The sequence below is a fragment of the Bradyrhizobium sp. NBAIM08 genome, assembly GCF_020193935.1.
GTDB lineage: Bacteria > Pseudomonadota > Alphaproteobacteria > Rhizobiales > Xanthobacteraceae > Bradyrhizobium > Bradyrhizobium yuanmingense.
In genome coordinates, this window is the sequence record NZ_JADYVR010000003.1 from 138,708 (window position 1) to 163,298 (window position 24,591).

Annotated in this window: 24 protein-coding genes; 11 read left to right on the forward strand and 13 right to left on the reverse strand. The window is 65.6% G+C overall.

Going from position 1 to position 24,591, the window contains the following annotated elements:
• Window positions 1–21: 21 nt before the first annotated feature.
• The 5 genes from I6F37_RS11500 to I6F37_RS11520 all read right to left on the reverse strand — a co-directional run bounded on the left by I6F37_RS11500 (window position 22) and on the right by I6F37_RS11520 (window position 5,451).
• Entirely contained in the window at window positions 22–1,656 is a 1,635-nt protein-coding gene (locus I6F37_RS11500) for an iron ABC transporter permease (protein WP_035998781.1), read from the reverse strand.
• Window positions 1,657–1,723: 67 nt separating this feature from the next.
• Window positions 1,724–2,749, reverse strand: a complete 1,026-nt coding sequence (locus I6F37_RS11505; protein ID WP_035998784.1) for a Fe(3+) ABC transporter substrate-binding protein — start codon at window positions 2,747–2,749, stop codon at window positions 1,724–1,726.
• A 164-nt stretch (window positions 2,750–2,913) separates the two neighbouring features.
• A complete protein-coding gene (locus tag I6F37_RS11510) occupies window positions 2,914–3,792 on the reverse strand; it encodes an SUMF1/EgtB/PvdO family nonheme iron enzyme (protein ID WP_225139243.1) in 879 nt (292 codons plus the stop codon).
• Window positions 3,793–3,850: 58 nt separating this feature from the next.
• Complete coding sequence (nirK, locus tag I6F37_RS11515; RefSeq protein WP_225151250.1) at window positions 3,851–4,948, reverse strand: copper-containing nitrite reductase; 1,098 nt, start codon at window positions 4,946–4,948, stop codon at window positions 3,851–3,853.
• Window positions 4,949–5,250: 302 nt separating this feature from the next.
• Window positions 5,251–5,451 carry a hypothetical protein gene (locus I6F37_RS11520; RefSeq protein ID WP_035998787.1) on the reverse strand — a complete coding sequence of 67 codons (201 nt, stop codon included), beginning with the start codon at window positions 5,449–5,451 and terminating at the stop codon, window positions 5,251–5,253.
• Between the two features lie 165 nt (window positions 5,452–5,616).
• Here I6F37_RS11520 and hemN point away from each other — a divergent pair, with 165 nt between their 5' ends.
• Both hemN and I6F37_RS11530 read left to right on the forward strand, forming a co-directional pair.
• Window positions 5,617–6,969, forward strand: a complete 1,353-nt coding sequence (gene hemN / locus I6F37_RS11525) for an oxygen-independent coproporphyrinogen III oxidase (protein ID WP_225151252.1) — start codon at window positions 5,617–5,619, stop codon at window positions 6,967–6,969.
• Between the two features lie 180 nt (window positions 6,970–7,149).
• Window positions 7,150–7,347, forward strand: a complete 198-nt coding sequence (locus I6F37_RS11530; RefSeq protein WP_225151254.1) for a DUF1858 domain-containing protein — start codon at window positions 7,150–7,152, stop codon at window positions 7,345–7,347.
• Window positions 7,348–7,452: 105 nt separating this feature from the next.
• On the opposite strand, the gene I6F37_RS11535 is transcribed toward I6F37_RS11530, so the two are convergent.
• Window positions 7,453–8,163, reverse strand: coding sequence for a Crp/Fnr family transcriptional regulator (locus I6F37_RS11535; protein WP_035998793.1), 711 nt, complete (start codon window positions 8,161–8,163; stop codon window positions 7,453–7,455).
• Between the two features lie 129 nt (window positions 8,164–8,292).
• On the opposite strand from I6F37_RS11535, the gene I6F37_RS11540 reads away from it, so the two are divergent.
• Entirely contained in the window at window positions 8,293–9,504 is a 1,212-nt protein-coding gene (locus I6F37_RS11540) for an NnrS family protein (RefSeq protein WP_035998796.1), read from the forward strand.
• A 2-nt stretch (window positions 9,505–9,506) separates the two neighbouring features.
• Here I6F37_RS11540 and I6F37_RS11545 read toward each other — a convergent pair whose 3' ends face one another.
• Window positions 9,507–10,535 carry an AraC family transcriptional regulator gene (locus I6F37_RS11545; protein ID WP_035998798.1) on the reverse strand — a complete coding sequence of 343 codons (1,029 nt, stop codon included), beginning with the start codon at window positions 10,533–10,535 and terminating at the stop codon, window positions 9,507–9,509.
• A 199-nt stretch (window positions 10,536–10,734) separates the two neighbouring features.
• Between I6F37_RS11545 and I6F37_RS11550 the strand changes: the two genes are divergently transcribed.
• A complete protein-coding gene (locus I6F37_RS11550) occupies window positions 10,735–11,343 on the forward strand; it encodes a response regulator transcription factor (RefSeq protein ID WP_035998802.1) in 609 nt (202 codons plus the stop codon).
• Between the two features lie 179 nt (window positions 11,344–11,522).
• Window positions 11,523–13,202: a mucoidy inhibitor MuiA family protein gene (locus tag I6F37_RS11555; protein ID WP_035998805.1), complete on the forward strand. Its 1,680-nt coding sequence runs from the start codon at window positions 11,523–11,525 to the stop codon at window positions 13,200–13,202.
• Between the two features lie 171 nt (window positions 13,203–13,373).
• On the opposite strand, the gene I6F37_RS11560 is transcribed toward I6F37_RS11555, so the two are convergent.
• Genes I6F37_RS11560 through I6F37_RS11575 form a run of 4 tightly spaced genes read right to left on the reverse strand, consistent with a single transcriptional unit; the run spans window position 13,374 to window position 16,427 of the window.
• On the reverse strand, window positions 13,374–14,186 hold the full coding sequence (locus I6F37_RS11560) for a heme ABC transporter ATP-binding protein (protein ID WP_225151256.1): 813 nt from the start codon (window positions 14,184–14,186) through the stop codon (window positions 13,374–13,376).
• Entirely contained in the window at window positions 14,183–15,268 is a 1,086-nt protein-coding gene (locus tag I6F37_RS11565; RefSeq protein ID WP_035998828.1) for an iron ABC transporter permease, read from the reverse strand. Before I6F37_RS11565 ends, I6F37_RS11560 begins: the two co-directional genes overlap by 4 nt.
• On the reverse strand, window positions 15,265–16,215 hold the full coding sequence (locus I6F37_RS11570; protein WP_225151258.1) for a hemin ABC transporter substrate-binding protein: 951 nt from the start codon (window positions 16,213–16,215) through the stop codon (window positions 15,265–15,267). The genes I6F37_RS11565 and I6F37_RS11570 overlap by 4 nt, the downstream gene beginning before the upstream one ends.
• A 5-nt stretch (window positions 16,216–16,220) precedes the next feature.
• Window positions 16,221–16,427 carry a hemin uptake protein HemP gene (locus I6F37_RS11575; protein ID WP_035998834.1) on the reverse strand — a complete coding sequence of 69 codons (207 nt, stop codon included), beginning with the start codon at window positions 16,425–16,427 and terminating at the stop codon, window positions 16,221–16,223.
• Window positions 16,428–16,689: 262 nt separating this feature from the next.
• Between I6F37_RS11575 and I6F37_RS11580 the strand changes: the two genes are divergently transcribed.
• The 6 genes from I6F37_RS11580 to I6F37_RS11605 all read left to right on the forward strand — a co-directional run bounded on the left by I6F37_RS11580 (window position 16,690) and on the right by I6F37_RS11605 (window position 22,155).
• Entirely contained in the window at window positions 16,690–19,083 is a 2,394-nt protein-coding gene (locus tag I6F37_RS11580) for a TonB-dependent hemoglobin/transferrin/lactoferrin family receptor (RefSeq protein ID WP_225151260.1), read from the forward strand.
• Window positions 19,084–19,209: 126 nt separating this feature from the next.
• A complete protein-coding gene (locus I6F37_RS11585) occupies window positions 19,210–19,545 on the forward strand; it encodes an antibiotic biosynthesis monooxygenase (RefSeq protein WP_035998838.1) in 336 nt (111 codons plus the stop codon).
• A 24-nt stretch (window positions 19,546–19,569) separates the two neighbouring features.
• On the forward strand, window positions 19,570–20,085 hold the full coding sequence (hutX, locus tag I6F37_RS11590; protein WP_035998840.1) for a heme utilization cystosolic carrier protein HutX: 516 nt from the start codon (window positions 19,570–19,572) through the stop codon (window positions 20,083–20,085).
• A gap of 23 nt (window positions 20,086–20,108) precedes the next feature.
• Complete coding sequence (gene exbB / locus I6F37_RS11595) at window positions 20,109–20,885, forward strand: tonB-system energizer ExbB (protein ID WP_225151263.1); 777 nt, start codon at window positions 20,109–20,111, stop codon at window positions 20,883–20,885.
• A 2-nt stretch (window positions 20,886–20,887) separates the two neighbouring features.
• Complete coding sequence (exbD, locus tag I6F37_RS11600; protein ID WP_035998845.1) at window positions 20,888–21,328, forward strand: TonB system transport protein ExbD; 441 nt, start codon at window positions 20,888–20,890, stop codon at window positions 21,326–21,328.
• Window positions 21,328–22,155 (forward strand): energy transducer TonB, encoded by an 828-nt coding sequence (locus tag I6F37_RS11605; RefSeq protein ID WP_225112910.1) that lies wholly within the window; start codon window positions 21,328–21,330, stop codon window positions 22,153–22,155. Before exbD ends, I6F37_RS11605 begins: the two co-directional genes overlap by 1 nt.
• Window positions 22,156–22,215: 60 nt before the next feature.
• Here I6F37_RS11605 and I6F37_RS11610 read toward each other — a convergent pair whose 3' ends face one another.
• Together I6F37_RS11610 and I6F37_RS11615 are read right to left on the reverse strand one after the other, a co-directional pair.
• Window positions 22,216–23,571, reverse strand: a complete 1,356-nt coding sequence (locus I6F37_RS11610; RefSeq protein WP_035998858.1) for an esterase-like activity of phytase family protein — start codon at window positions 23,569–23,571, stop codon at window positions 22,216–22,218.
• Between the two features lie 141 nt (window positions 23,572–23,712).
• On the reverse strand, window positions 23,713–24,555 hold the full coding sequence (locus I6F37_RS11615) for a carbohydrate ABC transporter permease (protein ID WP_225112986.1): 843 nt from the start codon (window positions 24,553–24,555) through the stop codon (window positions 23,713–23,715).
• Window positions 24,556–24,591: the final 36 nt, after the last annotated feature.

Consider the following 24,591-nt stretch of genomic DNA (forward strand, 5'->3'; position numbering starts at 1 on the left):
ATGTGCGGACGATGTGCCCCTTCAAGCGGGGCCGCTCGGCACCTCGGAGAACCGGGTTAGCCAGGCAACCGGGCCGATGCTGGCCGCGATGATCAGGAGGGCCGCGAGCGCGCCGTCCTCGAAATTGCCGCGGCTTGCGTACTGGTAGATTGACGTGGACAGCGTTTCGACGTTGAGGGGCCGCAGGAGCAGCGTTGCCGGCAGCTCCTTCAGGCAGTCGACGAACATGATGATGACGGCGCCAAGCATCGCGGGCCGGAGCAACGGCAGATAGATCTGCCTCAACATGACCCCCTGGCCGGCGCCGACCGCGCGTGCGCTCTCGTCATAGTCGCTCGGAATGCTGTCGAACCCGGCCTTGATCATGCCGACCGGCACAGCCAGAAAACGAATCGTGTAGGCGATCACGACGGCCATCCCGGAGCCGACCAGGACCAGCCCCGGAAGCGAACGTCCGGTCCAGGTCGCGACCGCGCTCAGCGCATTGTCGACCGCCAGCACCGGGGTGAGCAGGCCGAGAGCGATGACGAGACCCGGCAGCGCGTATCCGGCCTGCGCGATGCTCAGCGCGACATATCGCAGAGGATCCGGCCGCAAGCGATGCGCGATCGTGGTGGCGAGCGCAAGCATCAAGGCCATGAGCGTTGCGAGCCCTGCAAAGGCAAACGAATGGAAGGTGTGGCGCCACAGCAGCGGGTCGAAATTTGCAAGCAGGCCGCGGCCGAGAGCCTGATGCGCCAGATAGAGCAGCGGGACCACGAAGCCGATCAGCACCGGCAGCACGCAGACCGCGAACGCGATCGACGCTCTTGCGCCCGACAGCGGGGTTCGCCGCCTCACATGCGGGCTTTCGGCCGAGAATTCGATGCTGGCGTTGCGACGGCCGTAACGCTCCATCGCGATCAGGCCGGCAACGATCGCAAGCATCAGGCATGCGAGCTGCGCTGCACCGGCAAGGCTGCCGCGGTTGAGCCAGGTGGTGAAGATCGAGACCGTCAGCGTGCGGATGCCGAGATATTCGCTGGCTCCGATGTCGTTGAGCGTTTCCAGCGCGACCAGCGCCACGCCGACCGCCAGCGCCGGCCGCGCCATCGGCAGTGAAACGCGCCACAAGATGGTCCATCGGCCGGCGCCCAGCGTCGTGGCCGCTTCCGCGAATTCGGCAGACTGAACCTGGAACGTCGCACGCGCCGAGAGATAGACGTAAGGGTAGAGCACGAGCCCGATCACGAAGATGGCGCCCGGCAGCGAGCGGAGGTTGGGCAGAAGGCCGAGGGCATCGCCCAGCGGCAGCCAGGTCGCCAGGGTGCGATGCACCAGGCCTAGCGGTTCGAACAGATCGGCATAGACGTACGCCGCAAGATAGGTCGGAATCGCCAGCGGCAGCGGCATCAGCCACAGCAGCATGCCCCGGCCGGCAAAATCGTGGCGCGACATCACCCATGCAGTGCCGGCGCCGATCAAAAGTGTGACCGCGCCGACCCCGACGAGCAGAAGGGCAGTGTCGAGAAGGGCGGCCGGCAGCACGTAGTTGATCAGGTCGTGCCACACATCGGATGCCGGCTGCAAAGCCAGCGAAACGATCGAGATCACGGGCGCCGCGACCAGGACCGCGGTTGCGATCGCGATGGCGGTTGCGGCGCGACCGGCCCGCACACGGCCCCTCGATCGAGGCCGTGTGCTCGTAGCTTCCAGCAGTTCGATAGACGTGGGCCGCCAGAGATCAGTTGTCAAAGCCGACCTTGTCCACCAGCGAGGCCGCAGCCTTGCGGTTGGCGGCGATCTTTGCGATCGGCAACGGATCCGGGACGAGCTTGCCGTAGCCGGCGATGGTCGCATTGACGGCGACACCGCTCCGAACCGGATATTCGTAGTTCTGGTCGGCATACATCTGCTGCGCCTGCTCGCTGACGAGCCACTCGATCAGCTTGGTACCGTTGGCCTTGTTGGGCGCGTTCTTGGCGAGCAGCACGCCGGAGAGGTTGACGTGGGTGCCGCCGCCCTCGAAGGTCGGCAGGATGACGCGGGTCGCCTCCGCCCACGGCTTCTTCTCGGGATCGTTGTTCATCATCAACGCCCAGTAATAGGTGTTGCCGATGCCGATATCGCATTTGCCGGCGGCGACGTCACGCGCGGCTTCGCGATCGCCGCCCGACGGCTTCTGCGCGAGATTGGCCTTCAGGCCGCGCAGCCATTCCTCGGCCTTGGCTTCGCCGTACTTGGCCGCGTAGGCCGCGAACAGCGCGTTGTTATAGATGTGCTGGCCCGAGCGAATGCAGATCTTGCCCTTCCACTTGGGATCGGCGAGCTCCTCATAGGTGATCTTGTCCTGCTTGACGCGATCCTTCGAGGCATAGATCACGCGCGCGCGCATGGAGATGCCGGCCCAGTGTCCGTCCGGATCGCGATATTGCGCCGGCACGACCTTGTCGACCGCCTCCGACTTGATCGGCTGGGTGACGCCGGCCTGCACGGCCTCGTCGATGCGGCCGATGTCCACCGTCAGCAGCACGTCGGCCGGACTGTTGGCCCCTTCCGCCTTCATGCGCTGCTCCAGACCGGAGCTTGCGGAGACGACGTTGACCTTGATGCCCGTGTCCTTGGTGAACGCATCGAACAGCGGCTGGATCAGCTTGGTCTCGCGGTAGGTATAGACGTTGACCTCGCCGTTGGCGGCTGCCTCCGACACGAAAGACGTGGTCAGGCTCAACACCGCCGCAGACGCGGCGAGGACGCGAAGATAGATCATAAGGGCTGCTCCCAGGCGCGAGATTGAACGCCGATTGAGTAGCGCAGGCGGGGAGCCAACGTTAGCGACGCGATGTCGCGAGAGCATAAGCTTAGAGCAATTCCAAAGTATCTTTTAGACTCATTCTAATACTGAAGCGACGGTCATGGGAAATAATTGACGCCCTATGATCCTGCCGGCCTCATCTTGCTCAGGCGCTGCGAGACGCTGGCCAGCCACGACGTCTCCTCGCGCACCAGGCGGAAGCCGAGATTGGCGGGCGGCACGCCCTGGGCGCAGCCGCCGGCACGGGCGTCGCGGATGAAGTCGGTGACATAGGCGCGGTGCGCACCCTCGGCGACGCGCACGCCGCAATTCACGGTCGCGCGGCCGGGATTGCCGGAATCATCGACACGCGAGCGCACGAAGCACGTCGCGGTCCACTCCCAGATATTGCCGGCGAGGTCTTCGACGCCATGCTCGTTCGGGCCGAACTTGCCGAAGCGATGAGCCGTGGTGTCGGAGAGGTCGCGTTCGGATTCGCGCTCATAGCGGCTGATCCAGCGCTTCGAAGGGTCGCTTGCATCGACCGGTGCGCCGTCGTCCTTGAATCGGGAGCCGGCGGCAAAGGCCCATTCCTCGTCGCTCGGCAGGCGGTATTGATGGCCGGTCTTGCGCGATAGCCAGCCTGCGTAGGCCTCGGCATCGTGCCAGCTCACCTGCACTGCTGGGCGATCGGGGGCGATTGCCACGTCGCGATCGAGTGCGCGGCAGGCGCCATCCTGCACGCAATGCTGATAGTCGGATGAAGCGACCTGATTCCGCATGATGCGCAGCGGCCGGTTGATCCGGATGGTGCGCATCGGCGCTTCCGCCTGCTGTCCGCCGCGGGTGAAATCGCCGGCCTCGCGATAGGCGAAGCTGCCCGGGGCGACCTCGACCAAGGCCGGCTCGCCGACGGCATGGCGCATCGTCAGCTCCGAGACCAGAGGCGCAACGGCCAGCGGCCCCGCAAGCCCGGCCGCGCAGGCAAGTGCCAGCTTGAGCTTGAATGCGATCAGCACAATCATTCCTCCGCAGAAGGAAAAAAGGGGCCGGCGATGACCGGCCCCTTCGTCGCGTCTAGTTGGTGCTGGCGGGAGGTATTTCGGCAGGCGCCTTCACTTGCATCATCAGATCGTCGTTCCACTTGCCTTCGACCTTGAAGTGCGCGGTGGCGCCGAGACTGGCCGCCTCGATCAGGTTATGCGTGACATAGGCGTAGATGCCGGGCTGCTGGAACTTGTGCAGCGCAGCTCCCGCCGAGCCGCCGCGGATGAACCAGGTCTCGAGCCCGACCTCGGGCGCGTTGCCGAACTTGCCGGTCTCCCAGACATAGTCGCCGTGGCCACCGATCAGATGCGGACGGCTGTCGCGATTGGCCTGCGAGTGCACGATCAGCACGTTCTCGCCGACCTTCGCGGTGAGCGCGTTCTTGCCGGTGAGCGCGCCAACCTTGCCGTTGAACACGACATGGGTCGGGGTCAGCTTCTTCATCACCTCTTCGGTCTCGGTGAAGGCTTCGCCCGGCGATTCGTAGGACTTGAAGTTGCCATTCTCGTCGCGCGGCACGTACATGTCCTGCTCGCCGATATAGTAGATCTTGTCGTATTTCAGCGCGCGGCCCTTGCCGTCGTTCAGCCCCTCACGCGGCAGCACCATCACGGCACCGTTCATGCCCGAGACGACGTGCCAGGGGGTCATCGGGCCGCCCGGTGCGCAGTGATACACGAACACGCCGGTCTTGGTCGCCTTCCAGCGCAGCACGACCTGCTCGCCGGGATTGATGAGCGTGAGCTCGCCGCCGCCGAGCGCGCCGGTCGCGGAATGGAAGTCGATGTTGTGCGGCATGGTGTTCGTCGCGGGATTGACTAGCGTCAGCTCGACATAGTCACCCTCGTGCACGACCATGAGCGGGCCCGGCATCGAGCCGTTGAACGTCATCGCCTGGAAGGTGGTGCCCTTGTCGTCGATGACGACTTTCTTCTCCTCGATCGTCATCCTGAACTCGACGATCTTGGGGCCCTGTGTCGTGGCCTGCTCGTGCGCGTGCACGAAGGGCGGAGCGACCAGCTCTACCTTCTGACGCGGCAGCTTGAGATCGCCGGCGGCGAAAGCCGGGATCGCCAACATCAGGGCGGTCGCGGCGGCGCTGATCAATGCGGCTCTGCGGGTGAACATCGGAAGCATCCTTCATCTGAAATGGTTTTGATGACGGAGTGCAGTGTGCGCCGATTGCGGCAAGCGTGTTTGTGCTGCGACAAGCTTCCGCCGGATTCGCGTTCGGCAACATGACCTAGATTTCTCGAAGGAGCGGGATCGGCGATGGCAACTCACCGCGTCCGCAGGCGCGATGCCGATCGAGGCCGAGCGTCAACTCAGCGGCAACTCGTTTGCATGTTCAAGCTGGATGACGATCTCGGTTGCCCCGCTCATGCGCGTGGACGAGATCGCAAGACAGGCCTTGGCGAAGGCGCGTCCGTTCAGAGCAGGTTCACGGCGAGCCAGACCAATCCCCAGATCGCCAATGATAGCGCGACGAAGACGGCGATCGCGGCCGCCAGGGCGCGCACCGCGCCGGCGGGGGCCGGCGCGGCCGGGGCCGGTCGGAAGTCGTCGAAACGCGGGATATGGCCGCGGACGTCGAGCAGGGAGAGAATGAGTTCGAGTGCGAAAAGCCTCATGGCGAACGCTCCGGATGGCCGCGATTTTTTCTCACCATGGCCGGGAACCGGTATCCGCGCTTTGCGCGAGCGCAAAGCCGCGTCCGCCGATCCGGGTTATTTGAGTTCATTCCGTGATTTGCCGCGATGTCTCGCGCGCGGCGGGCATTTACGAATGGGTAACTTATGAGAGCTGATCTTGCGGCGATCTACGGCGAGGAACGCCTGCCACGCTATACCAGCTATCCGACCGCACCGCATTTCACGCCGGCGATCGGTCCGGACGCCTATGCCCGCTGGCTGGCGGAGCTGCCCGTGGCCGCCAGCGCCTCGCTCTATCTGCACGTGCCATTCTGCCGCGAGATGTGCTGGTACTGCGGCTGCCATACCCAGATCGTCCGCCGCGACGAACTGATCGCCGGCTACCAGCGGACGCTGCGCAGAGAGATCGCGCTGACGGCCGAAACCATCGGCCACCGCATCAAGGTCGAGCACATTCATTTCGGCGGCGGTACGCCGACGATCATGGCGCCGGACGGCTTTGCCGAGCTGATGGCGACGATGCGCCAGGAATCCTTCGTGCTGCCCTCGGCGGAAATCGCGGTCGAGATCGATCCCCGTACATTGAGCGCGGACATGGTCGAGGCGATGCGGCTCTCCGGCGTCAACCGCGCGAGCCTCGGCGTGCAGAGCTTCGACCCGGTGGTGCAGCGGGCGATCAACCGTGTGCAGAGCTTCGCGCAGACGGCCTCCGTGGTCGAGATACTCCGCGGCGCCGGGATCGAGGGTGTCAACTTCGACCTGATCTACGGACTGCCGCACCAGACAGTGGCTTCGTGCCTGGAGACGGTGCGACGCAGCCTCGCGCTTTCACCCAGCCGCTTCTCGGTGTTCGGCTATGCTCACGTGCCAGCCTTCAAGAAGCACCAGCGCATGATCAATGAAGGCGTGTTGCCCGACGGCCTTGCGCGCCACGACCAGGCCTGCGCCATCGCCAATGCCTTGAAAGAGGCCGGCTACGTGCAGATCGGGCTCGATCATTTCGCGCGGCCCGACGATGCCATGGCCGTGGCGTTCGAGCAGGGCACGCTGCGGCGCAACTTCCAGGGCTACACCACCGACCGGAGCGAAGTCCTGCTCGGCTTCGGCGCCAGCGCGATCGGGCACCTGCCGCAGGGCTATGTCCAGAACGAGGTGCAGATCGGCGCCTATGCGCAGAGCATTGCTGCCGGCCGCCTCGCCACCGCGAAGGGTTACGGCTTCACCGATGACGACCGGCTGCGCGCCGACATTATCGAACGCATCATGTGCGAGTTCGGTGCCGATCTCGGTGACATCTGCGCGCGCCATGGCGCGGAGGCCGGCGCCATGCTGAAATCTGCCTCGCGTCTGAAGCCGCTGATTTCCGACGGCGTCGTGAGGGTGGAGGGCGATCGACTCGCTGTCGCCAAGGACTCGCGCTTCCTGGTCCGCAGCGTCGCCGCTGCGTTCGATGCGCATCTGGATCCAGGCAAGCAGTTGCACAGTCGGGCGGTGTAGCCCCCCGTCATTCCGGGGCGCGCCTCTTGGCGCGAACCCGGAATCCATTTCACTGCACTGGTTGCTGCTCGATGGATTCCGGGTTCGCGCTACGCGCGCCCCGCAATGACGAGCCAGCTTGCGCTCCAACAAAGAAACTCGGTCCCGCGTCGCTATCGTCGATCGGAATGGGAGTTGTCCATGTCCTTCCGATCCGACGATCTGGTCGATGACACCATGCATTCGGCGCCGCACACGATCCGCGTGTTTCTCGCCTTCAGGATGGCTTGCGTCGGCTGTCCGATCGCGACCTTCCACACGGTCGATGACGCCTGCCGCGAGCATGGCATTGACCGCGACAAGTTCCTCGCCGCGCTGATCGAGTGCGTGCCGGCGTGAAACGATCAGGAATCGCGCAGGTGTGCGTGGGTTCCCGGATGATGAGCGCGCTTTCGCCGTAAGCGGAAGCGCCCCTCATCCCTGACTTGAGCAGAGAGGTGTCTCTCACGCCGTGCCGCTGTCGACGCTCCGCTCCGCCAGAACCACAATCTTGTGCGGCTCGCGCAGAATGATGCGCTGGCGGCCGCTCTCGACCAAGCCCTGGCTCTCCCAGCCGCTCAGGATGCGGCTGACGGTGTGCAGCGTGGTGCCCGTCATCTGCGCGATGTCCTGGCGGCTGATCGGGAAGTCGATCTCGATGCCGTGGTCGAGCTTCTTGCCGGATTGCTTGGCGAGGCGAAGCAGCGCGTGCGCGACGCGTTGCTCGACCTGCTGGGTCGACATTTCCAGGATGCGGGTGTGACTTTCCTGCAGCCGCGTGCCGACGGTCTGGAGCGTGTTGGCGGCAAGCGCCGGAAACCGCTCGACCAGCCGCGGCCAGGCCGAAGTCGGCCAGATCAGCACGACGCTGTCGTCGACCGCCATGGCCGTCGCCGGATACCGCGCGGCTCCGATCGCCATCGCGAGCCCGAACGTCTCGCCGGGCGTGACATAGCGCACCACGATTTGCTCGCCGGCAGGTGTGGTCTTGGCCGCGCGGACATGGCCGTGCAGCAGCAGGAAGAAGGACTGCGCGTCCGCCCCCTGCTCGAAGATCGTACTGTTCTTGGGATAGCGCGCCGAGCGGGCCTCACGCAGGATCTCGTCGAGAGCTTCCGGCGTCATCCCCGCAAACAGCGGCAAATGCGCAACCAGCGATGTGTCGACCTTGGCCATTCTGCCTCCCCTGGCATCAGGGAGTGTGATGGCACCTGCAATCGTCAGGTAGTTTGCGTTAGCGCAAAACGAGGCCGCCCGGTGGCAGTATTTTTCCAAGCAACAGTCTGATTTGATTGGAGTTGACCCATGGCTGGCGCCCGATCCCGCAACTTTACGGGCTGGCCGCTGTTTGCGAACAGCTTTCGCCCCTTTTTCCTGCTCGCCGCAATCCAGGCGGCGTTGTCGATCCTGGTCTGGCTGCCGATGTTCTACGGCGAATTGTCGGTGAGTTCCGCATTCGCGCCGCGCGATTGGCACATCCACGAGATGCTCTATGGCTTCCTGCCGGCCGTCATCACCGGCTTCCTCTTCACCGCCATCCCGAACTGGACGGGGCGCCTGCCGATCCAGGGCGCGCCGCTCGCGGGCTTGGTGACGGTCTGGCTTGCCGGACGCGTCGCGGTGACGCTGTCGGCGAATACCGGTTGGACGTTTGCACTGGTCGTCGATGCCGCGTTCCTGGCATTGGTCGTTGCCGCCGCAACGCGCGAGATCATCGCGGGCGGCAACTGGCGCAACCTGCCGGTGGTGGGGCTGGTGCTGGTTCTGCTCGCCGGCAACGTCGCCTTCCATGTCGAGACGCATTACGCAGGCGCGGCCGACGTCAGCATCCGCGTCGGCATCGGCGTGGTCGTCCTGCTGATCGGCTTGATCGGCGGCCGCATCATTCCGAGCTTCACCCGCAACTGGCTGGTCAAGTTCAATCCCGGCCGCCTGCCGGTGCCGTTCGGACGATTCGATGGCGCGGTGATCGGCTTGAGCGCGCTGGCGCTGATCGCATGGATCGCGGCACCGCTGAACATGATCACCGGCGTCGCGATGGTGGCAGTCGGCGTGCTGCATCTGGTTCGGCTTGCACGCTGGGCCGGCGACCGCACCACGCGGGAGCGGCTGCTGCTGATCCTGCATGTCGGTTATGTCTTCGTGCCGCTCGGCTTCATCCTGAACGCTGTGGCCGCCTTTGGCGAGCTGCCGCCGAGCGCCGGCATCCATGCCTGGATGGCGGGTGCTGCGGGAACGATGACGCTCGCGGTGATGACCCGCGCCAGCCTCGGCCATACCGGACAGGCGCTGACGGCTTCGCCGGCGGTCCAGGCAATCTATGCTGCAATCGTCATCGCGGCTCTGGCCCGAATCGGTGCCGTCGTGTTGCCCGCGTATGGCGACGTGCTGCTGTACGTCGCTGCCTGCGGCTGGATCCTCGCCTTCCTCGGATTTGCCGTCGCGTTCGGTCCGCTGCTCGCCGGCAGCGGGCGGCGGGCGCTCGCCACGATGGGCGTGCCCGCCCCCGCGCGCTGAAGTCAGGCTGCACCTGCCGAGGGCGGTGCGGAGCGAGGCCGCACGCCCTTGCGCCAATCGGTGATGGTGCAGCCGAAGCGGCCGCGAAACCAGCGCGCCATGGCGCTCTGCGCGGAGAAGCCGAGCTGCACCGCGATGTCGGCCAGCGGCCGGGTGTGATCCTCGATCAGCTGCACCACGAGATCGGCGCGCTGCGCGTCCAGGATGGCCGAGAAGCTGGTGCCCGATGCGGCGAGGCGGCGGTGGATGGTGCGGCGGGTGCAGGCCAGATGCTCGGCGACGCGCTCGACCGTGCAATCGCCGCTGGCGAGCAGGGTCCGCACCACCTCGTCGACCTTCGCCTCCCAGCTTGCCGGCCTACTCTCGATCGCCTCGATCCGCTTGCGCAAGTAACTCGCGATCAAGGGATGCGCGCTTGGGATCCGGCGCTGCATGTCGTGCGCCGACAACAGGATCGCATCGTCGTCCGCATTGAAGATCACCCGGCAGCCGAAGAAGTCGCGGTAACGCTTGCGGTCGAGCGGCGGCGGGTAGTGCAGATGCACTTCCAGCGGCCGCCAATCGCCTCCGAACAGCGACTGGATGATGCGCTGAACGCTGCCGAGCGCCATGTCGATCGACTGCCGCGGCGCGCGCGGCTGCCGGCCGCGCAAATGCAGCGTGATGGTCACGGTCCGCTCGTCACGCGTGACGTCGAGCCGCATGCCGTCGTGATGGATATGGATGAAGCGCGAAAACGCCTCGATCGCTTCGCCGACGGTCGCCTGTTCGCGCACGATCAGGCCGACCGCGCCGAAATTGGTGAGGCCGCCGCGCTCGGCGAGACGCAGGCCGAAATCCTCTGCACCGGACGCCTTTGCCGATAGTTCGAGCAGGCGGCGCAGGCCGGTGACGGCGATGGGGATGTCGGGCTGGTCGAGGCAGGCCAGCGGGAGCCTGACCTTGCGCATCATCTGGCTGGGGTCCAGCCCGACCGACCGCGCGACCTCGGGGTAACAGCTCAAGCCTGCGCTGCGAATGAGGTCGGTCATGCAAACCGTTCCTGCCAGCCATACCCGCAGATGTCCCGAAATGTAAAGTTTCTGTCTCAATACGTCAAATCGGGGAACCCGGTGGCGCATACATAAGGAAAACCGATGCACTGGCGTGAATGCCGTGCGCATTGACGGCGGGCGCGACGGGGCCCGGCCGTCTCGGGCCATTTGACCAAGACATTGCTGGATCGGGACTATGCCGGGGAACATGCATTCCAAGGGCGAGGTATTCGTCATCGACACTGACGCCGCCTCCCGCGAACAACTTTCCGCCGCGCTCGAACAGAGCGCCTATGACGTGATCTGCTTTGCCGATGGTGCCTCTCTGCTCTCGGAAGCCAAGACGCGGATGCCGGCCTGTGTGCTGCTGGAGATGCCGCCGGATCGCTCCGCTCTCGAGGTGCTCAGGCAGCTGCGCGAGGAGAATTGCATGGCGCCGGTGCTGGTGACGTCGGCGAATGGCAGCATCGCCATGGCGGTCGACGCCATCAAGAGCGGCGCGACCGACTTCATCGAAAAGCCGTTCCGCACCCACGACATTGTCAACCGGATCGATGCCGCCATCGATCAATTCGCGCAACCCGGGGCGATCGGGCAACGCTGGCTGCCGGGCTGTGAGCCTCTGACCGCGCGCGAAGCCGACGTGCTCGAGCATCTTGCCGCCGGCCTCACCAACAAGGGGATCGCCCGGCGGATGCATCTGAGCGCGCGGACGGTCGAAGGTTACCGTGCCAGCGTCCTGAAGAAGGCCGGCGCCAAGAACGTGACCGATCTGCTCCGGCGCATTTTCGGTCAGGGCTCTTAGGCCCAGGCCTGAAGCCGCCCGGACCACCGAGCGTTCCACAGACATGGTGCCGCCGCGGCGGCGCCCCACGGAAGTCTCAATCGAACCGGTTCCTTCCCTGCCGCGTCCAACCACGATGGCGAGGCATCTCATCGCGCGCGTCCGGCTGGCGGCGCGGCGATACCGGCAGGAGGGACTTTATGCGCATCACCGCAAGATATTTGGCAACCACGGGCCTGGTCCTGGTGACCACGGCGCTCGCATCGCCGTTATGGGCGGCCAATGTGGACGCCAATTCGACGATCGACACGGTCACCGTCTATCCCGACGGTGCCACCGTCACCCGCGTCATTTCGCTGGATCTCGCCTCCGGCGATTCGACATTGGTGGCCAAGGATTTTCCGCTCTCGCTCGATCCATCTTCCCTCCGCGTCGAAGGCGAGGCGGGCGCCAAGCTCACCATCGGCACGATCGATGCACGCCCACCGAAGGCCGCGCCGCCGGTCAACCTGCCCGAGCTCGACAAGCGCATCGAAGCGCTGAAGGATCAACGGGCCGACCTGCAGGGTGCGATCGACTCGGCCAATGCCCGGCGCAAGTTCGCGCAGCATTTTGCCGAGGCGTCGCCGGCCGGCCTCGGCGAGAAGGGCGAGGCGCGCCCGATTGCTGAATGGCGCGCGGCCTTTGCCGCGGTCGCCGAGGAGATCGCGACCGCCGACAGCGCAATTCGCGATGCCACGCGAAAACAGCGCGAGCTCGACCGCCAGATCGCGCAACTGGAAGCCGAGCGCTCGGCCAAGCCGCCGAGCAAGCTGGAAGTGCGGATCGACGTCGCCTCGGCCGCCGCGACCAAGGCGACGCTGCGCGTGACCTATGCCGTGCGCAACGCGCGCTGGGTGCCGCTCTACGATGCGCGGCTCGATACCGGCGCCAAGGATCGCAAGCCGCAGCTCGAACTGGTTCGTCGCGCCGAGGTGACGCAGGCCACCGGCGAGGACTGGTCGAACGTGACGCTCGGCGTCTCCACCGTGCGCATCAGCCGCGGCGGCAGTGCTCCGGAGCTGCATTCGCTGATCGCGCAATATCCACAAGTGCCGAAGCCCATGGCCCTTGGCACGGCCTCGGATCTAGCGCGGCCTGCGCCAACTGTTCGCCAGCGCTCCTACGAGCCCATGTCCAAGGCTGCCGAAGCGACCGAGTTGCGCGAGCGCGCCGACGAGCAACAGGCCGTCGCCGAGATCGGCGACTTCCAGGCCACCTTCAGGATTCCCGGCCGCGTCAGCCTCGGCGCCGCCGACGGTGCCAAGAGCCTACGTATCGCTTCGGTGAATGTGCCCGCCGATCTCGCGGTGCGCGCCGCGCCGGTGCTGGATCCGACCGCATTCCTGGAAGCCAGCTTCAAGCAGACCGACGACACGACCCTGCTGCCGGGCAAGGTCGCGATCTATCGCGACGGCACCTTCGTCGGCCGCGGCAAGATCACGGCGTCCACCAAGGACGACATCGTGCGGCTCGGGTTCGGCGCCGACGACAAGGTCAAGATCGAACGCGCCGTGCTCAAGCGCAACGAAGGCTCGGCAGGCCTCCTGGTCACGACGTCGAAGACCGACGAGCGTTCGTTCAAGACCACGATCCGCAACGGGCATGATTTTCCGATTCGCGTCGCGATCGAGGATCAGCTGCCGGTCAGCGAGAACGAGGACATCGTCGTCGAGATGCTGCCCTCGAGCACCCAGCCGACCGCCAACAACATCCGCGACAAGCGCGGCGTGCTGGAATGGTCGTTCGACGCCAAGCCCGGCGAGGCCCGCGACATCAACTTCGCCTGGCGCATCCGCTGGCCGAAGGACAAGAGCATGGTGATCGTTCCGGCGGGCTGATTTCCTGCACGGGTGGCGCAGCTTCACCTCGCCCCGCTTGCGGGGAGAGGTCGGGTTGCATCGAAGATGCAATCCGGGTGAGGGGGTACAGGTCTCTCGACCATCTCGCGAGTGGAGAGAGGCCCCTCACCCAACCCTCTCCCCGTAAGAACGGGGCGAGGGAGCGCACCTTCACCGTGGCGGCAGTTCAGCTTGCCCCGCAGCCCGCATCGACTGCGGCAGCACATAAGGCACGCCGTCAACCTGATGCACGTCCGCGTCGATCTCGAAAATATTCCGGATCCTCTCCCGCGTGACGACCTCGGCGCGCGGACCGTCCGCGGCGAGCCTGCCGCCGGCCAGCACGACCAGCCGGTCGGCAAAGCGGATCGCGAGGTTGAGATCGTGCAGGATCGCGATCACGGCGGTGCCGGCAGCCGCGCGGCGGCGGGCCGCCTCGACGAGGTCGATCTGGTGACGCAGATCGAGGCTCGATGTCGGCTCGTCCAGCAGCAAGAGCCCGGGGCCGTGCTTGGCCTCGCCGCAGGCGAGCTGCACCAGCACGCGGGCGAAATGAGCGCGCTGCTGCTCGCCGCCCGACAGCGTCGGCAATTGCCGCTCGCGGAAATGCGACAGTCCGACCTCGTCCAGCGCGGCGTCGACGAGCGGGCCGGCCTCGCGCAAGCTGCGCTCGCCCGCGCCCATCAGCACGATCTCCTCGACGGTGAAGGGGAAGGTGACGTTGATGTGCTGAGACAGCATCGCACGGCGCGCGGCGAGCTCGCGCGGCGCGAAGCTGCCGATGTCGCGCTGCTTGAGCCGCACCTCGCCGGCGCTCGGGCGGAGATCGCCGGAGAGCAGCCGCAGCAGCGTCGACTTGCCGGCGCCGTTCGGGCCGATGATGGCGATCATCTCGCCGGCCGCAACCGTCAGGCCGACGCCGTCAAGCAATGTCGCGCGGCCGGCGCGCTTGCCCAAGTGTCGTGCTTCGAGCACCGCGGTCATAGCGCGGCGAGCCCGCGCTGCCGCAGCAGGATGAAGAGAAAGACGGGTGCGCCGACGGCCGCCGTCAGGATGCCGATCGGCATCTCCGCGGGCGCCACGATGGTCCGCGCCAGCGTGTCGGCCCCGACCATCAGGATCGCGCCTGACAGCACCGAGGCCGGCAGCAGCAGGCGATGCGCCGGGCCGATCACGAGACGGAGCAGATGCGGCACGACGATGCCGACGAAGCCGATCACGCCGCTGATCGACACCGCGACGCCGGTCATGGCCGAGACCATCACGATCGAGATCCGCTTCAGGCGCTCGACGTCGACGCCGCCGTGAAAGGCGTCGGCCTCGCCGAGCACCAGCAGGTCGAGGCCGCGCGCGATGAAGGCGCAGCCTGCGAGTCCGGCAATGAGCACCGGCGCGAGCACGGCGGCCTTGGTCCAGGTCGCGCCGCTCATCGAGCCCAGCATCCAGAACGTGATGTCGCGCAGCTGACGGTCATCGGCGATGAATACCAGCAGGCCGATGCCCGCATTGGCGATCGCGGTGATGGCGACGCCGGCGAGCAGGAAGATCGCGATCGAGGTGCGTCCCGAGCGACTGGAGATGCCGTAGAGGATTGTGGTGGTCGCCAGCGAACCCGCGAAGGCTGCGAGCGGCAACAGCTCGGTCTGGAGAACGCGCAGCGCCTCGCCGAAGCGGGAATCGGTGAAGACGATCGCGCTCGCGGCTGCGAGCGCGCCGCCGCTGGAGACGCCGACCAGGGCGGGATCGGCGAGCGGGTTGCGAAACAGCCCCTGCATGATCGCGCCGGCCGCGGCAAGCAGGCCGCCGATCATCGCCGCCGCCGCGATCCGGGGAATGCGGATCGACCACAGCACGAGCTGGTCGCGGGCCGTCATGGCCGTGCTTTCGCCGGCCAAGCCCAGCGCGGCTGGCAGCCGGGAGAGCGGGATGCCGGCGGCGCCGACCGTCAGAGCGGCGATCGCGGTGACCAGGAGCACCACGAGCAGGAGGGGAATCGCGAACGATGCTGCTCGCCGCCCCGCGCTGTGTCGCGGGCTCCGTGTTTCGATCCCGGCGGCCACGCTCATTGCCGGCAATTCGCCGTCGACAGCGCCGACGCGAACGCGCCACCCTCGGCCAAGGTCGGATAGAGCTTGACCGAGAGATCGCGCGCCGCTGCCGCGGTGCGCGGCCCGAAGCCGAGCAGATAAAGCCCATCCATGGTGATGAAGCTCTTGTTGGCCGCGACCGGCGTCAGCGCAAAGCCGGGGTGCGTGTAGACTGCATCGGCTTGCAGCGAATCCTTGCCGCGCTCGATCGACAGCACGACATCGGGCTTTGCGGCCACGATCGCCTCGTCGCTGATGACCTTGTAGCCGTCGTAATTCTCGACCGCGTTGACCGCGCCCGCGAGCTGGATGATCTCATCCGCCGCGGTCTTGTGGCCCGCCACCATCGCCCGCCCGTTCTGGAGCGACATCACGAACATCACCCGCACCGGCTTCGTCACCTTGGCGCGCAGGGCACGGAGCTGTGCAAGATCGGCGCCGACCGCGGCGCTGAGACATTCGGCACGCGCATCGACCCCCATGGCGTGGCCGACCAGCTTGATCTTCTCGATCAGGCCTTCCTCGGAAAAGGTCTCGGGCACCAGCACCAGCGGCACCTTCGCCGTCTCCAGGATGTCCATGGTCTCGCGCGGGCCCGAGCCCTGGATCGCCAGGATCAGCGTCGGGTTGAGACCGAGCACGCCTTCGGCCGAGATCTGGCGCACGTAGCCGACATTCGGCTTGTCTTGCAGTGCCGCCGCCGGATAGAGGCTCGTCGTGTCGACGCCGACCAGCCGGCTTTCCAATCCCAGCGCATAGAGGATCTCGGTGATGGCGCCGCCGATCGACACCGTGCGGGCAAAATCGGTAACAGTGACGTCGCGATTGCGTGCGTCATGCACAATGATGCCCGCGGCGTGAGCGATAGACGCGAACGCGAGTCCGCCGGAGAGCAGGAGACGGGCGAGGGTGCGGCAACATGTCATTGCAGTTACTTCGTCAGGATCAGCTTGTTCTGCGAGGTCAGGCGGAGACGATAGCTGTCCTCGCCATGCGCAATGATGATCTCGCGCTCGGCGGCAAACAGCTCGCGGCTATCGATGCGGCTGCCGCGCATGGTGAGAGTTCGCGTTGCTGCAGAAGGGCTTTGTGCCCGTCCTGCCGCGCTGCCGCTGCTGTCCCCTGATGTGGCTGACATTGTCGGTGTGATGCGCTTTCGAAAGCTGGAGTACCGCCCGTTTGTACAGGTGGCGCCAAGCGCATTCCAACCATCGCAGTTTACAATCGATATAAACTGTAACCCGATGTCATTGACCGTCAGAGTGTTGCCACGTAACGATTTCTCACAGCGGGGAACTCGCCCGCCTCTTGAGACAATCAGCCAGCCAGTCGCTCGCGTTGCGAGCGCGCGCCAGCCAGACGACATCAAAAACTAAAGTGAAGTGCAGGCTGGGGCTGATATGGCTGACGGGGCTAGGTATTCGCGCGCCCTGATTTTGGGCGCGTCGGTGGTTTCAATTGCGGCAATGACGGCGGAGGGCAGTCTCGCGCAGACCGCATCGCCGCAGAGCGAAAACGCGTCGTCGGACAGGCCGAAGCAGGCCAAGCGTAAGCCGGCGCCGCAAGTTGCGCAGCAGGCCGCGCCGGAGGTGATGAACGCCCGCGCCCAGGCCGGCGGCGCAGCGCCGGTGCAAACGCTCGATGCGATTACGGTCGCGGCAACGAAGACCGAGGAGCGTGCCGTGGATGCGCTGGCACCGGTCAGCGTCGTGACCTCGGCGCAGATCGAGGGACGTCAGGCCAGCACGGTTGGTGACCTCATCTATAATGTGCCGGGCGTATGGGTTCAGAATCGCGGCGACGAGCCGTCGACCTCGATCAACATTCGCGGCCTGCAGGATTTCGGCCGCGTTGCTGTCGTCGTCGATGGCGCGCGGCAGAACTATCAGCGCACAGGCCACTTCGCCAACGGCTCCTTCTTCCTCAATCCGGAGCTGATCAGCGGCATCGACATCGTGCGCGGCCCGACCGCGAACATCTACGGCTCCGGCGCGATCGGTGGCGTGGCCTCGTTCCGCACCAAGGACATCGAGGATGTCGTCCGCGTGGGCGAGCGCTGGGGCGTCGATGTCAAGACTATCCTTGGCAGCAATTATGGTCGCGCACTCGGCTCGGCCTTCGGCGGCGTGCACGTCAATCCGAATGTCGACGTGTTCGCAGGCGGCACCTATTCGACGCAGGAGAGCTACAAGGACGGCACCGGCTTCGAGGTCGCCAATACCGGCAATCGGCTCAGCAGCGGCATCGCCAAGCTGACGGTGCGGCCGGCGGACGGCCACGAGGTCAAGCTCGGCGCCATCTTTCAGGAAGACATCTACAGCCTGGGCCAGCCGCCGCGACGCGCCGGCGATCCCAATTCGACCAATGCGAACGGCACGAACAATCTGAACGGCACGTCGATCTACGCCTCCAACGTGAAGAATTACACCACGACGCTCGGCTGGAAATATTCGCAGCCGGATGATCAGTGGTTCGACTGGGATGCGAAGATCTACTGGAATCGCACCGAGAACGACCAGACTAAGACCAGGCACACCACCACGACGCCGTCAGTGTATTGCGGTGGCGTGCCGGGCAATGCCGTTTCGGGGTGCATCGGGAGCAACCGCGGATATCTGCTCGATACAATCGGCATCGACGTGCACAATACGACGCGGTTCGACACTGGAAGCTGGCGCCACGCGGTGACATACGGCCTGGACGCCTTTCAGGATAAAGTATCTACGCAGGATAGGACCGGTACCGCCGAAGTGACGACGCCCGGCGGCCAGCGCACGGTGTCTGGCGGCTTCGTGCAGTGGCGGGCGAACTACACTTCGATGCTCGAGGTGATCGGTGCGCTCCGTTACGACAATTATCAGCTTTCCTCGGCATCCTCGTCGTCGGGCGGCGATCGCCTCTCGCCGAAGATCACCGTTGCTCTCGTTCCGACCGCGGTCGTGACCCCCTATGCCAGCTACGCGGAAGGCTATCGGGCGCCCTCGATCACGGAGACGCTGGTGAGCGGGCCACATGCCGGCGCGACGGTCAACGACTCGTTCTTCCGCTGTCCGTCGGGCACGCCGGGACCGGGCGCGGACTCGACCTTCTGCTTCGTGCCCAATCCAAACCTGCGCCCCGAGGTCGGCAAGAACAAGGAGATCGGTTTCAATATCAAGAAGAACGATCTGTTCACGGCGGGCGACACGCTGCGCGGCAAGATCAACGTGTTCCGCAACGACATCAGCGACTTCATCGATCAGGTCGCTTACGGAAACCCGCGCGTGGTCCCGACCGGGCCGCCACCGGCGCCGTCGATCACGGTGCTCCCGTTCCTGCAGTATCAGAACGTGGCGTCCGCGCTCATACAAGGCGTCGAGGCCGAGGCGATGTATGACGCGAACCTGTGGTTCTTCGGCCTCTCCGGGACCTATCAGAGCGGAAAGAATCTGCAGACCGGCTTCGGCCTCTACAGCATTCCGCCGCAGAAGATCACGACGACGGCCGGCGTGCGTCTGCTCGACCGCACCCTCATCCTTTCGATGATGTGGACGTCGGCAATCGCCAACTACGACATCCCCAGGACCTACACGCCCGCGACGTCGTACGATCTCGTCAATCTTTACGCGCAGTATCACCCGACGCCCGATCTCACGCTCAACTTCTCCGTCGAGAACCTCTTCAACCGCTACTATCGTCCGTACGCCATTCCGGTCGGTAGCACGGGCGACACGCAAAACGACGTGAAGTGGGCGAGCGCCGGCGCTGGGCTCGTGATCAAGGGAGGTCTCAAATACCACTTTGGCGGCACCTGAGGAAGACACCGCAGGTTATGCCTTGCTGATCTCGAAAGCCACGCTGATGCGTCAGCGTGGCTTTCGACCCGTTCTGAAATATCCGGTCGGCAATTGCCGATCTACAAGTCACAGGAGAAAAGTCGAATGTTCATCGCCATGAATCGCTTCCAGGTGAAGCCCGGCTCGGAAGCCGCGTTCGAAACCGTCTGGCGGACCCGTGAGTCCTATCTCGGCAGCATGGCGGGGTTCGTCGAATTCCATCTGCTCAAGGGGCCGGTCGCCGAGGACCACACGCTGTATTCCTCGCATACCGTGTGGGTCGACAAAGCGGCTTTCGAGGCCTGGACGCGCTCGGAGGAATTCCGCCGCGCTCATGCGCGCGCCGACAACAAGACCGGCGAGAGCCTCTATCTCGGTCACCCCAAGTTCGAAGGTTTCGAGGTCATCATGACCGAGCGCAAGGCGAGCGCGGCCGCTTGAGGCGCCGGGGTTGAGGAGCCAGATATGCTGAGCACCGATCTCGCCGACCTCAAGGCGCATATGGCGGACAATCCGGGTGCCGTGATCGAGGACGTCGCGCGCGAGCGCAGCGCCACGCCGCGCGCGGTGATCGAGGCGTTGCCGCCGTCAATGGTGCGCATCGGGAGCGGCGAACATTTTGCCGCCGCCATGCAGGACATCGCGGAATGGGGCGAGGTCACGCTGATCGTCCACACCGATGATGCGATCTTCGAGTTCACCGGGACCATTCCCGCGGGCGAGATCGGCCGCGGCTATTTCAACCTGATGCAGCCAAAGGGCCTGCACGGCCATCTCCGCCACGAGCGCTGCGCGGGAATTGCCTTCGTCGAGCGGCCCTTCATGGGCAAGTCCTCGGCCTTCGTCGCCTTCGTGAACGCCGACGGCGGCATCATGTTCAAGGTCTTCGTCGGCCGCGACGAGACGAGGGCGCTGCGGGCGGATCAGCTGGCGCGGTTCCGGCGGCTCGCGGACCGGATCGCGGCGAAGCTTTCGGCGTGACTTCCATTTGTCGGGAGATCAGGATGCAGAGCAATTCCACGCTAGGGCACGTGATCCTCACAATCGCACTGGCGCTCGTGCCGGCGCCGGCCTTTGCGATCGACGCGGCGCTGTTGCCGCGCAATCTGTCGCCCTGGGGCATGTTCCTCGGTGCCGACATCGTCGTGAAGGTCGTGATGGTCGGGCTTGCCGTTGCCTCGCTGGCGACATGGACGGTCTGGCTCGCCAAGACCATCGAGCTGCGTCGCAAGGGCTCGCTCGCCTTGCAGCGGACGCGCACCCTCGAAGGCAACATGACGCTGGCCGAGGCATCCGCGCGGACCGACGACGCCCGCGACGCAGTCGCGCAGCTGATTCAGTCCTGCGCCAGGGAGGCCGAGCTCTCCGGCGGCATTCTCGACGACGGCCTGCAGGAGCGCGTCGCGTTGCGGCTGGAGCGGGTCGAGGCGGCGATGTCCAGGCAGATCGCGCGCGGCACCGGCGTGCTCGCGACCATCGGCGCCATCGCGCCGTTCGTCGGTCTGTTCGGCACCGTCTGGGGCATCATGAATTCCTTCATCGGCATCTCCGAGAGCCACACCACCAGTCTGGCGGTGGTCGCGCCCGGCATTGCCGAAGCGTTGCTCGCGACCGCGCTCGGTCTCGTCGCCGCGATTCCGGCGGTGGTGATCTACAATCACCTCGTCCGCGGCATTGCCAATTACCGCGCTTTGCTCGGCGACGCCTCGGCGCAGCTCATGCTGCTGGTGAGCCGCCAGCGCGACCACAGCCATTTCCGTCTGGCGCGGGCAGCGGAGTAGCCATGGCCGTCAAGCTCGGAACATCGAAGCTCGGCTCGCGCGGCGAGACGAGGGATTTCGACGTCACCCACGAGATCAACGTCACGCCGTTCATCGACGTGATGCTGGTGCTCCTGATCATCTTCATGGTGGCCGCACCGCTCGCCACCGTCGACATCGGCGTCGATCTCCCGGCGACCGCCGCCGAGCCGGCACCGCGGCCCGACAAGCCGGTCTTCGTCACCGTCAAGCCGGACCTTTCGATCGCCGTGGGTGAGGATATCGTCGCTCGCGACGGGCTCAGCACCTCACTCGATGCCGCCACCAAGGGCCGCAAGGACGAGCGCATCTATCTGCGCGCCGACAAGGCCGTCTCCTATGGCGACCTGATGGAGGTGATGAACACCCTGCGCAACGCCGGCTATCTCAAGGTCGCCCTCGTCGGGCTCGACGGACGCAGCTGATGGCAGCGAACGCCTTTGCCTTGCATCAGCCGCTTGACGAGCGGGAGGGCGCGCGCTGGGGCGCCTCGGCGGCGATGATCGTGGCGCTGCATCTCGGCGCCGCGCTGCTTGCGATGAACTGGCTGAAGCAGGTGCCGGACGAGGGCGTCAACATGCCGGCCATCCTGATCGACATGACGCCGGAGACGTCGGCACCGCAGTCAACGCCGCTGGACATCGCGCCGGGACCGATGATGCAGCAGGCGGATGCGTCACCGCCCGAGCCGGTGCAGCAGCAGGCTGTCGAGGAAATGATCCCGCCGACACCGCCGCAGGAGCGGCCGGAGGTGTTGGCTCCACCGGAACAGAAGCTCGAGCCGAGCCCGCCGCAGCCCGAGCCCGCGAAAGTTGTGCCCGTGGAGAAGCCCGCCCCGGCGAAGCCCAAGGCGGTCCGCCTCGACGCCCGGAAGCCGTCGGATGCCCTTCCGGCGCCGCGCACCAGCGCACCGCCGCGCACGGAGCGGCAGGCTCCGCTGGCCTCTGCCGTCAATGCCGGCTCGCTCGCGTCTGCGATGGCGACCTATTATCAGCGCGTCCGCGCGCATCTCATGCGCTTCCACCAGTATCCGACGAGCGCGAATGGCCAGAGGGGCGTGGTCAAGGTGAGCTTCACGCTCGGCCGTAACGGTCAGGTATTGTCCAGCCGCCTCGGCGGCTCCTCGGGCGTCGCAGCGCTCGATGCCCAGGCGATGGCCATGGTGCGCCAGGCCCAACCATTCCCGCCGGTGCCGGCCGAGATCAGTTATGCAACCATACCCATCAACGTCCCGGTGATTTTCGGGAAGTAGCCATGGGCAATGACTCTCCCTCCCGCGGAAAAGCGGGAGGGAGAGAGAGCGAGCCTCGCCTCACTTCGCCTTCAGGAAATCCGCGACCTCGAGCAGCACGAACTCGTTGTCGTCGGCCTTGTTGGGATCGCGACTGGAGGAGAACGGCAGGTTGTTGTCGTTGCCGACGATGATGTGGGTGTCGTCGACGCGATCGACGTTCTCGATGGTGAAGAACGGGAAGGTGTAGACGCCGTCGTTGAGCGGCTTCCGCGCCTTCTTGTCGGGATCCCTGATCTTCATCAGGTCGATATAGCCGATCTTGCGCACGGGCTTGCCGACATTGGCGTCGGTCAGCTCGATCTTGTAGACGCGCTTGAACTTGGCGAGGTCGGGGAAGCAGTTCTCGCCGCGCTGGCCTTGCGGGCAGGCCTTGTCGGCGGTGCCCTCGCCATTGTCGCGCTCGATGACGAGGCCGGAAGCCTGGTCGATCATGTTGAAGTCGCCGATGGCGTTGCCGTTCTGCTCGAACACATAGTGCCAGTACCGGCCGGTGAATTTCTCGGCGGCGACGTCGAATTCGAGGATGCGGGCGGCTTCCTTGCCGTCGACCTTCTCCCACTCCTTCTTCTCCGCGTCCCACAGCGGTCCCTCGAGCAGGCCGTAGAGGAACTTGCCGTCCTTGGACGCGGCGAAGCCCTCATAGCCCTTGGAGCGGCGGAGATTGACATTGGTGTAGGTCGCGCCCGGCGCGGCCGGCGTCCCCACCGCCCAATTGTCGGGCGAGCGCACCGGCTTGCCGTCGGCGACCGTATCGAACACGCCGAGGATTTTGCCTGACTTGTCCGCCTTCAGGACATAGGGGCCGAACTCGTCGCCGATCCAGAAGGTGTCGCCGACGATCTGGCAACCTTCGGTGTCGAAATCGGAGCCGGTGAGATAGCGCTTCTGGGTGTCCTCGTGCACGATGCGGAAGGGGACGCGTCTGTCGGGGTCGTGCAGGAAGATGGTCTCCAGCCGCTCCATCTTACTGCTGGCCCAGTCCATCTTGTAGCGGTTGAGGTACAGCATCGAATCCGGCGAGTTGGCGCGCGCGCCCATGCCGTTGTCGGTGAGGACCCAGAACGTGCCGTCGGGCAGGGTCTTGATGCCGGAATGGCCCTGCAGCGGCTGGCCCTTGAACGGCAGCGACACGCCGGTCGGACGCTCGAAGGACTTGCCCATCACGGTGCCGAGCGCGTCGACCCGCTTGCCGGTGGTATATTTGCCCGCCGCCTTGAGATCGGCGGGGGCATCAGCCGGCGCCTCGATGAAGGTTTCGGCGGGCATCACCGCGTGGCCGGCGAGCTTGGCGGGGAATTCGCCCTCGCTCTGCGCGAGCGCTGTGCTCGCGGTGAGGATGATCGTGGCGACGGTGCAAAGAAAAGTCGCGCGCATGTGCGTCTCCTGTTGGCGGACGCAACGCTTATGCGGATCGCATGTTGCAGTATTGTGAAGCCGGGCCAAAGGCCGCAGCGCTCTTCGCCTCTCCCCGCCTGCAGACCGTGAGAACGGGGAGAGGGGGACGAGAGAGCGGGGCTACTCCTTCACCGCACCCGTCAGCGAAGAGACGTAGTAATCCACGAACAGCGAGTAGAAGATCGCGACCGGGAGCGAGCCGAGCAGCGATCCCGCCATCAGCGCACCCCATTGATAGACGTCGCCGGTGACGAGCTCGGTCAGGATCGCGACCGGCACCGTCTTGTTGGCGCCGCTCTGGATGAAGGCGAGCGCGTAGATGAACTCGTTCCAGGACAGCGTGAAGGAGAAGATGCCGGCCGAGATCAGCCCGGGCACCGCGAGCGGCAGCGTGATCCGGCGCAGGATCTGCAGCCGCGTGGCGCCATCGACCAGCGCGCATTCCTCGAGCTCGTAAGGAATCGACTTGAAATAGCCGATCAGGAGCCAGGTGCAGAACGGCACCAGGAAGGTCGGATAGACCAGGATCAGGGCCAGCGGCGAGTCGAACAGGCCGAACTGCACCACCACGGTGGCGAGCGGAATGAACAGGATCGACGGCGGCACCAGATAGGCGAGATAGATGCCGAGGCCGACATAGGGGCTGCCGCGGAAGCGCAGGCGCTCGATCGCGTAGGCCGCCAGCGTGCTCGCGATCAGCGACAGCGTGGTCGAGCCGATCGCGACCAGCATCGTCGTCTTCAGCCATTGCGGATAGGCGGTGTTGAACAACAGATGCTTGATGTGCGCCAGGGTCGGCGAGGAGATCCAGAACGGGTTGTTGTCCCGGTAGTTCATCAGCTCCGCGTTCGGTTTGAACGAGGTGATCGCCATCCAATAGAACGGAAACAGCAGGATCAGAACGAAGCAGCCGAGCGGCAGGTAGATCATCATCAGCCGCCGCAGCCCGGAATCCCAGGCCATGGTGTCGGGCGGCGCTTTTGCGTCCGCGACGGTCGA

Coding starts and splice junctions, on each gene's coding strand:
- I6F37_RS11550 (WP_035998802.1), top strand. CDS start 10,735: ATGCCGGGGAACATGCATTCCAAGGGCGAGGTATTCGTCATCGACACT.
- I6F37_RS11505 (WP_035998784.1), bottom strand. CDS start 2,749: ATGATCTATCTTCGCGTCCTCGCCGCGTCTGCGGCGGTGTTGAGCCTG.
- I6F37_RS11555 (WP_035998805.1), top strand. CDS start 11,523: ATGCGCATCACCGCAAGATATTTGGCAACCACGGGCCTGGTCCTGGTG.
- I6F37_RS11605 (WP_225112910.1), top strand. CDS start 21,328: ATGGCAGCGAACGCCTTTGCCTTGCATCAGCCGCTTGACGAGCGGGAG.
- I6F37_RS11615 (WP_225112986.1), bottom strand. CDS start 24,555: ATGGCCTGGGATTCCGGGCTGCGGCGGCTGATGATGATCTACCTGCCG.
- I6F37_RS11585 (WP_035998838.1), top strand. CDS start 19,210: ATGTTCATCGCCATGAATCGCTTCCAGGTGAAGCCCGGCTCGGAAGCC.
- I6F37_RS11610 (WP_035998858.1), bottom strand. CDS start 23,571: ATGCGCGCGACTTTTCTTTGCACCGTCGCCACGATCATCCTCACCGCG.
- I6F37_RS11530 (WP_225151254.1), top strand. CDS start 7,150: ATGTCCTTCCGATCCGACGATCTGGTCGATGACACCATGCATTCGGCG.
- I6F37_RS11520 (WP_035998787.1), bottom strand. CDS start 5,451: ATGAGGCTTTTCGCACTCGAACTCATTCTCTCCCTGCTCGACGTCCGC.
- hutX (WP_035998840.1), top strand. CDS start 19,570: ATGCTGAGCACCGATCTCGCCGACCTCAAGGCGCATATGGCGGACAAT.
- I6F37_RS11535 (WP_035998793.1), bottom strand. CDS start 8,163: ATGGCCAAGGTCGACACATCGCTGGTTGCGCATTTGCCGCTGTTTGCG.
- I6F37_RS11565 (WP_035998828.1), bottom strand. CDS start 15,268: ATGAGCGTGGCCGCCGGGATCGAAACACGGAGCCCGCGACACAGCGCG.
- I6F37_RS11575 (WP_035998834.1), bottom strand. CDS start 16,427: ATGTCAGCCACATCAGGGGACAGCAGCGGCAGCGCGGCAGGACGGGCA.
- I6F37_RS11570 (WP_225151258.1), bottom strand. CDS start 16,215: ATGACATGTTGCCGCACCCTCGCCCGTCTCCTGCTCTCCGGCGGACTC.
- I6F37_RS11540 (WP_035998796.1), top strand. CDS start 8,293: ATGGCTGGCGCCCGATCCCGCAACTTTACGGGCTGGCCGCTGTTTGCG.
- hemN (WP_225151252.1), top strand. CDS start 5,617: ATGAGAGCTGATCTTGCGGCGATCTACGGCGAGGAACGCCTGCCACGC.
- I6F37_RS11580 (WP_225151260.1), top strand. CDS start 16,690: ATGGCTGACGGGGCTAGGTATTCGCGCGCCCTGATTTTGGGCGCGTCG.
- nirK (WP_225151250.1), bottom strand. CDS start 4,948: ATGTTCACCCGCAGAGCCGCATTGATCAGCGCCGCCGCGACCGCCCTG.
- exbB (WP_225151263.1), top strand. CDS start 20,109: ATGCAGAGCAATTCCACGCTAGGGCACGTGATCCTCACAATCGCACTG.
- I6F37_RS11560 (WP_225151256.1), bottom strand. CDS start 14,186: ATGACCGCGGTGCTCGAAGCACGACACTTGGGCAAGCGCGCCGGCCGC.
- exbD (WP_035998845.1), top strand. CDS start 20,888: ATGGCCGTCAAGCTCGGAACATCGAAGCTCGGCTCGCGCGGCGAGACG.
- I6F37_RS11545 (WP_035998798.1), bottom strand. CDS start 10,535: ATGACCGACCTCATTCGCAGCGCAGGCTTGAGCTGTTACCCCGAGGTC.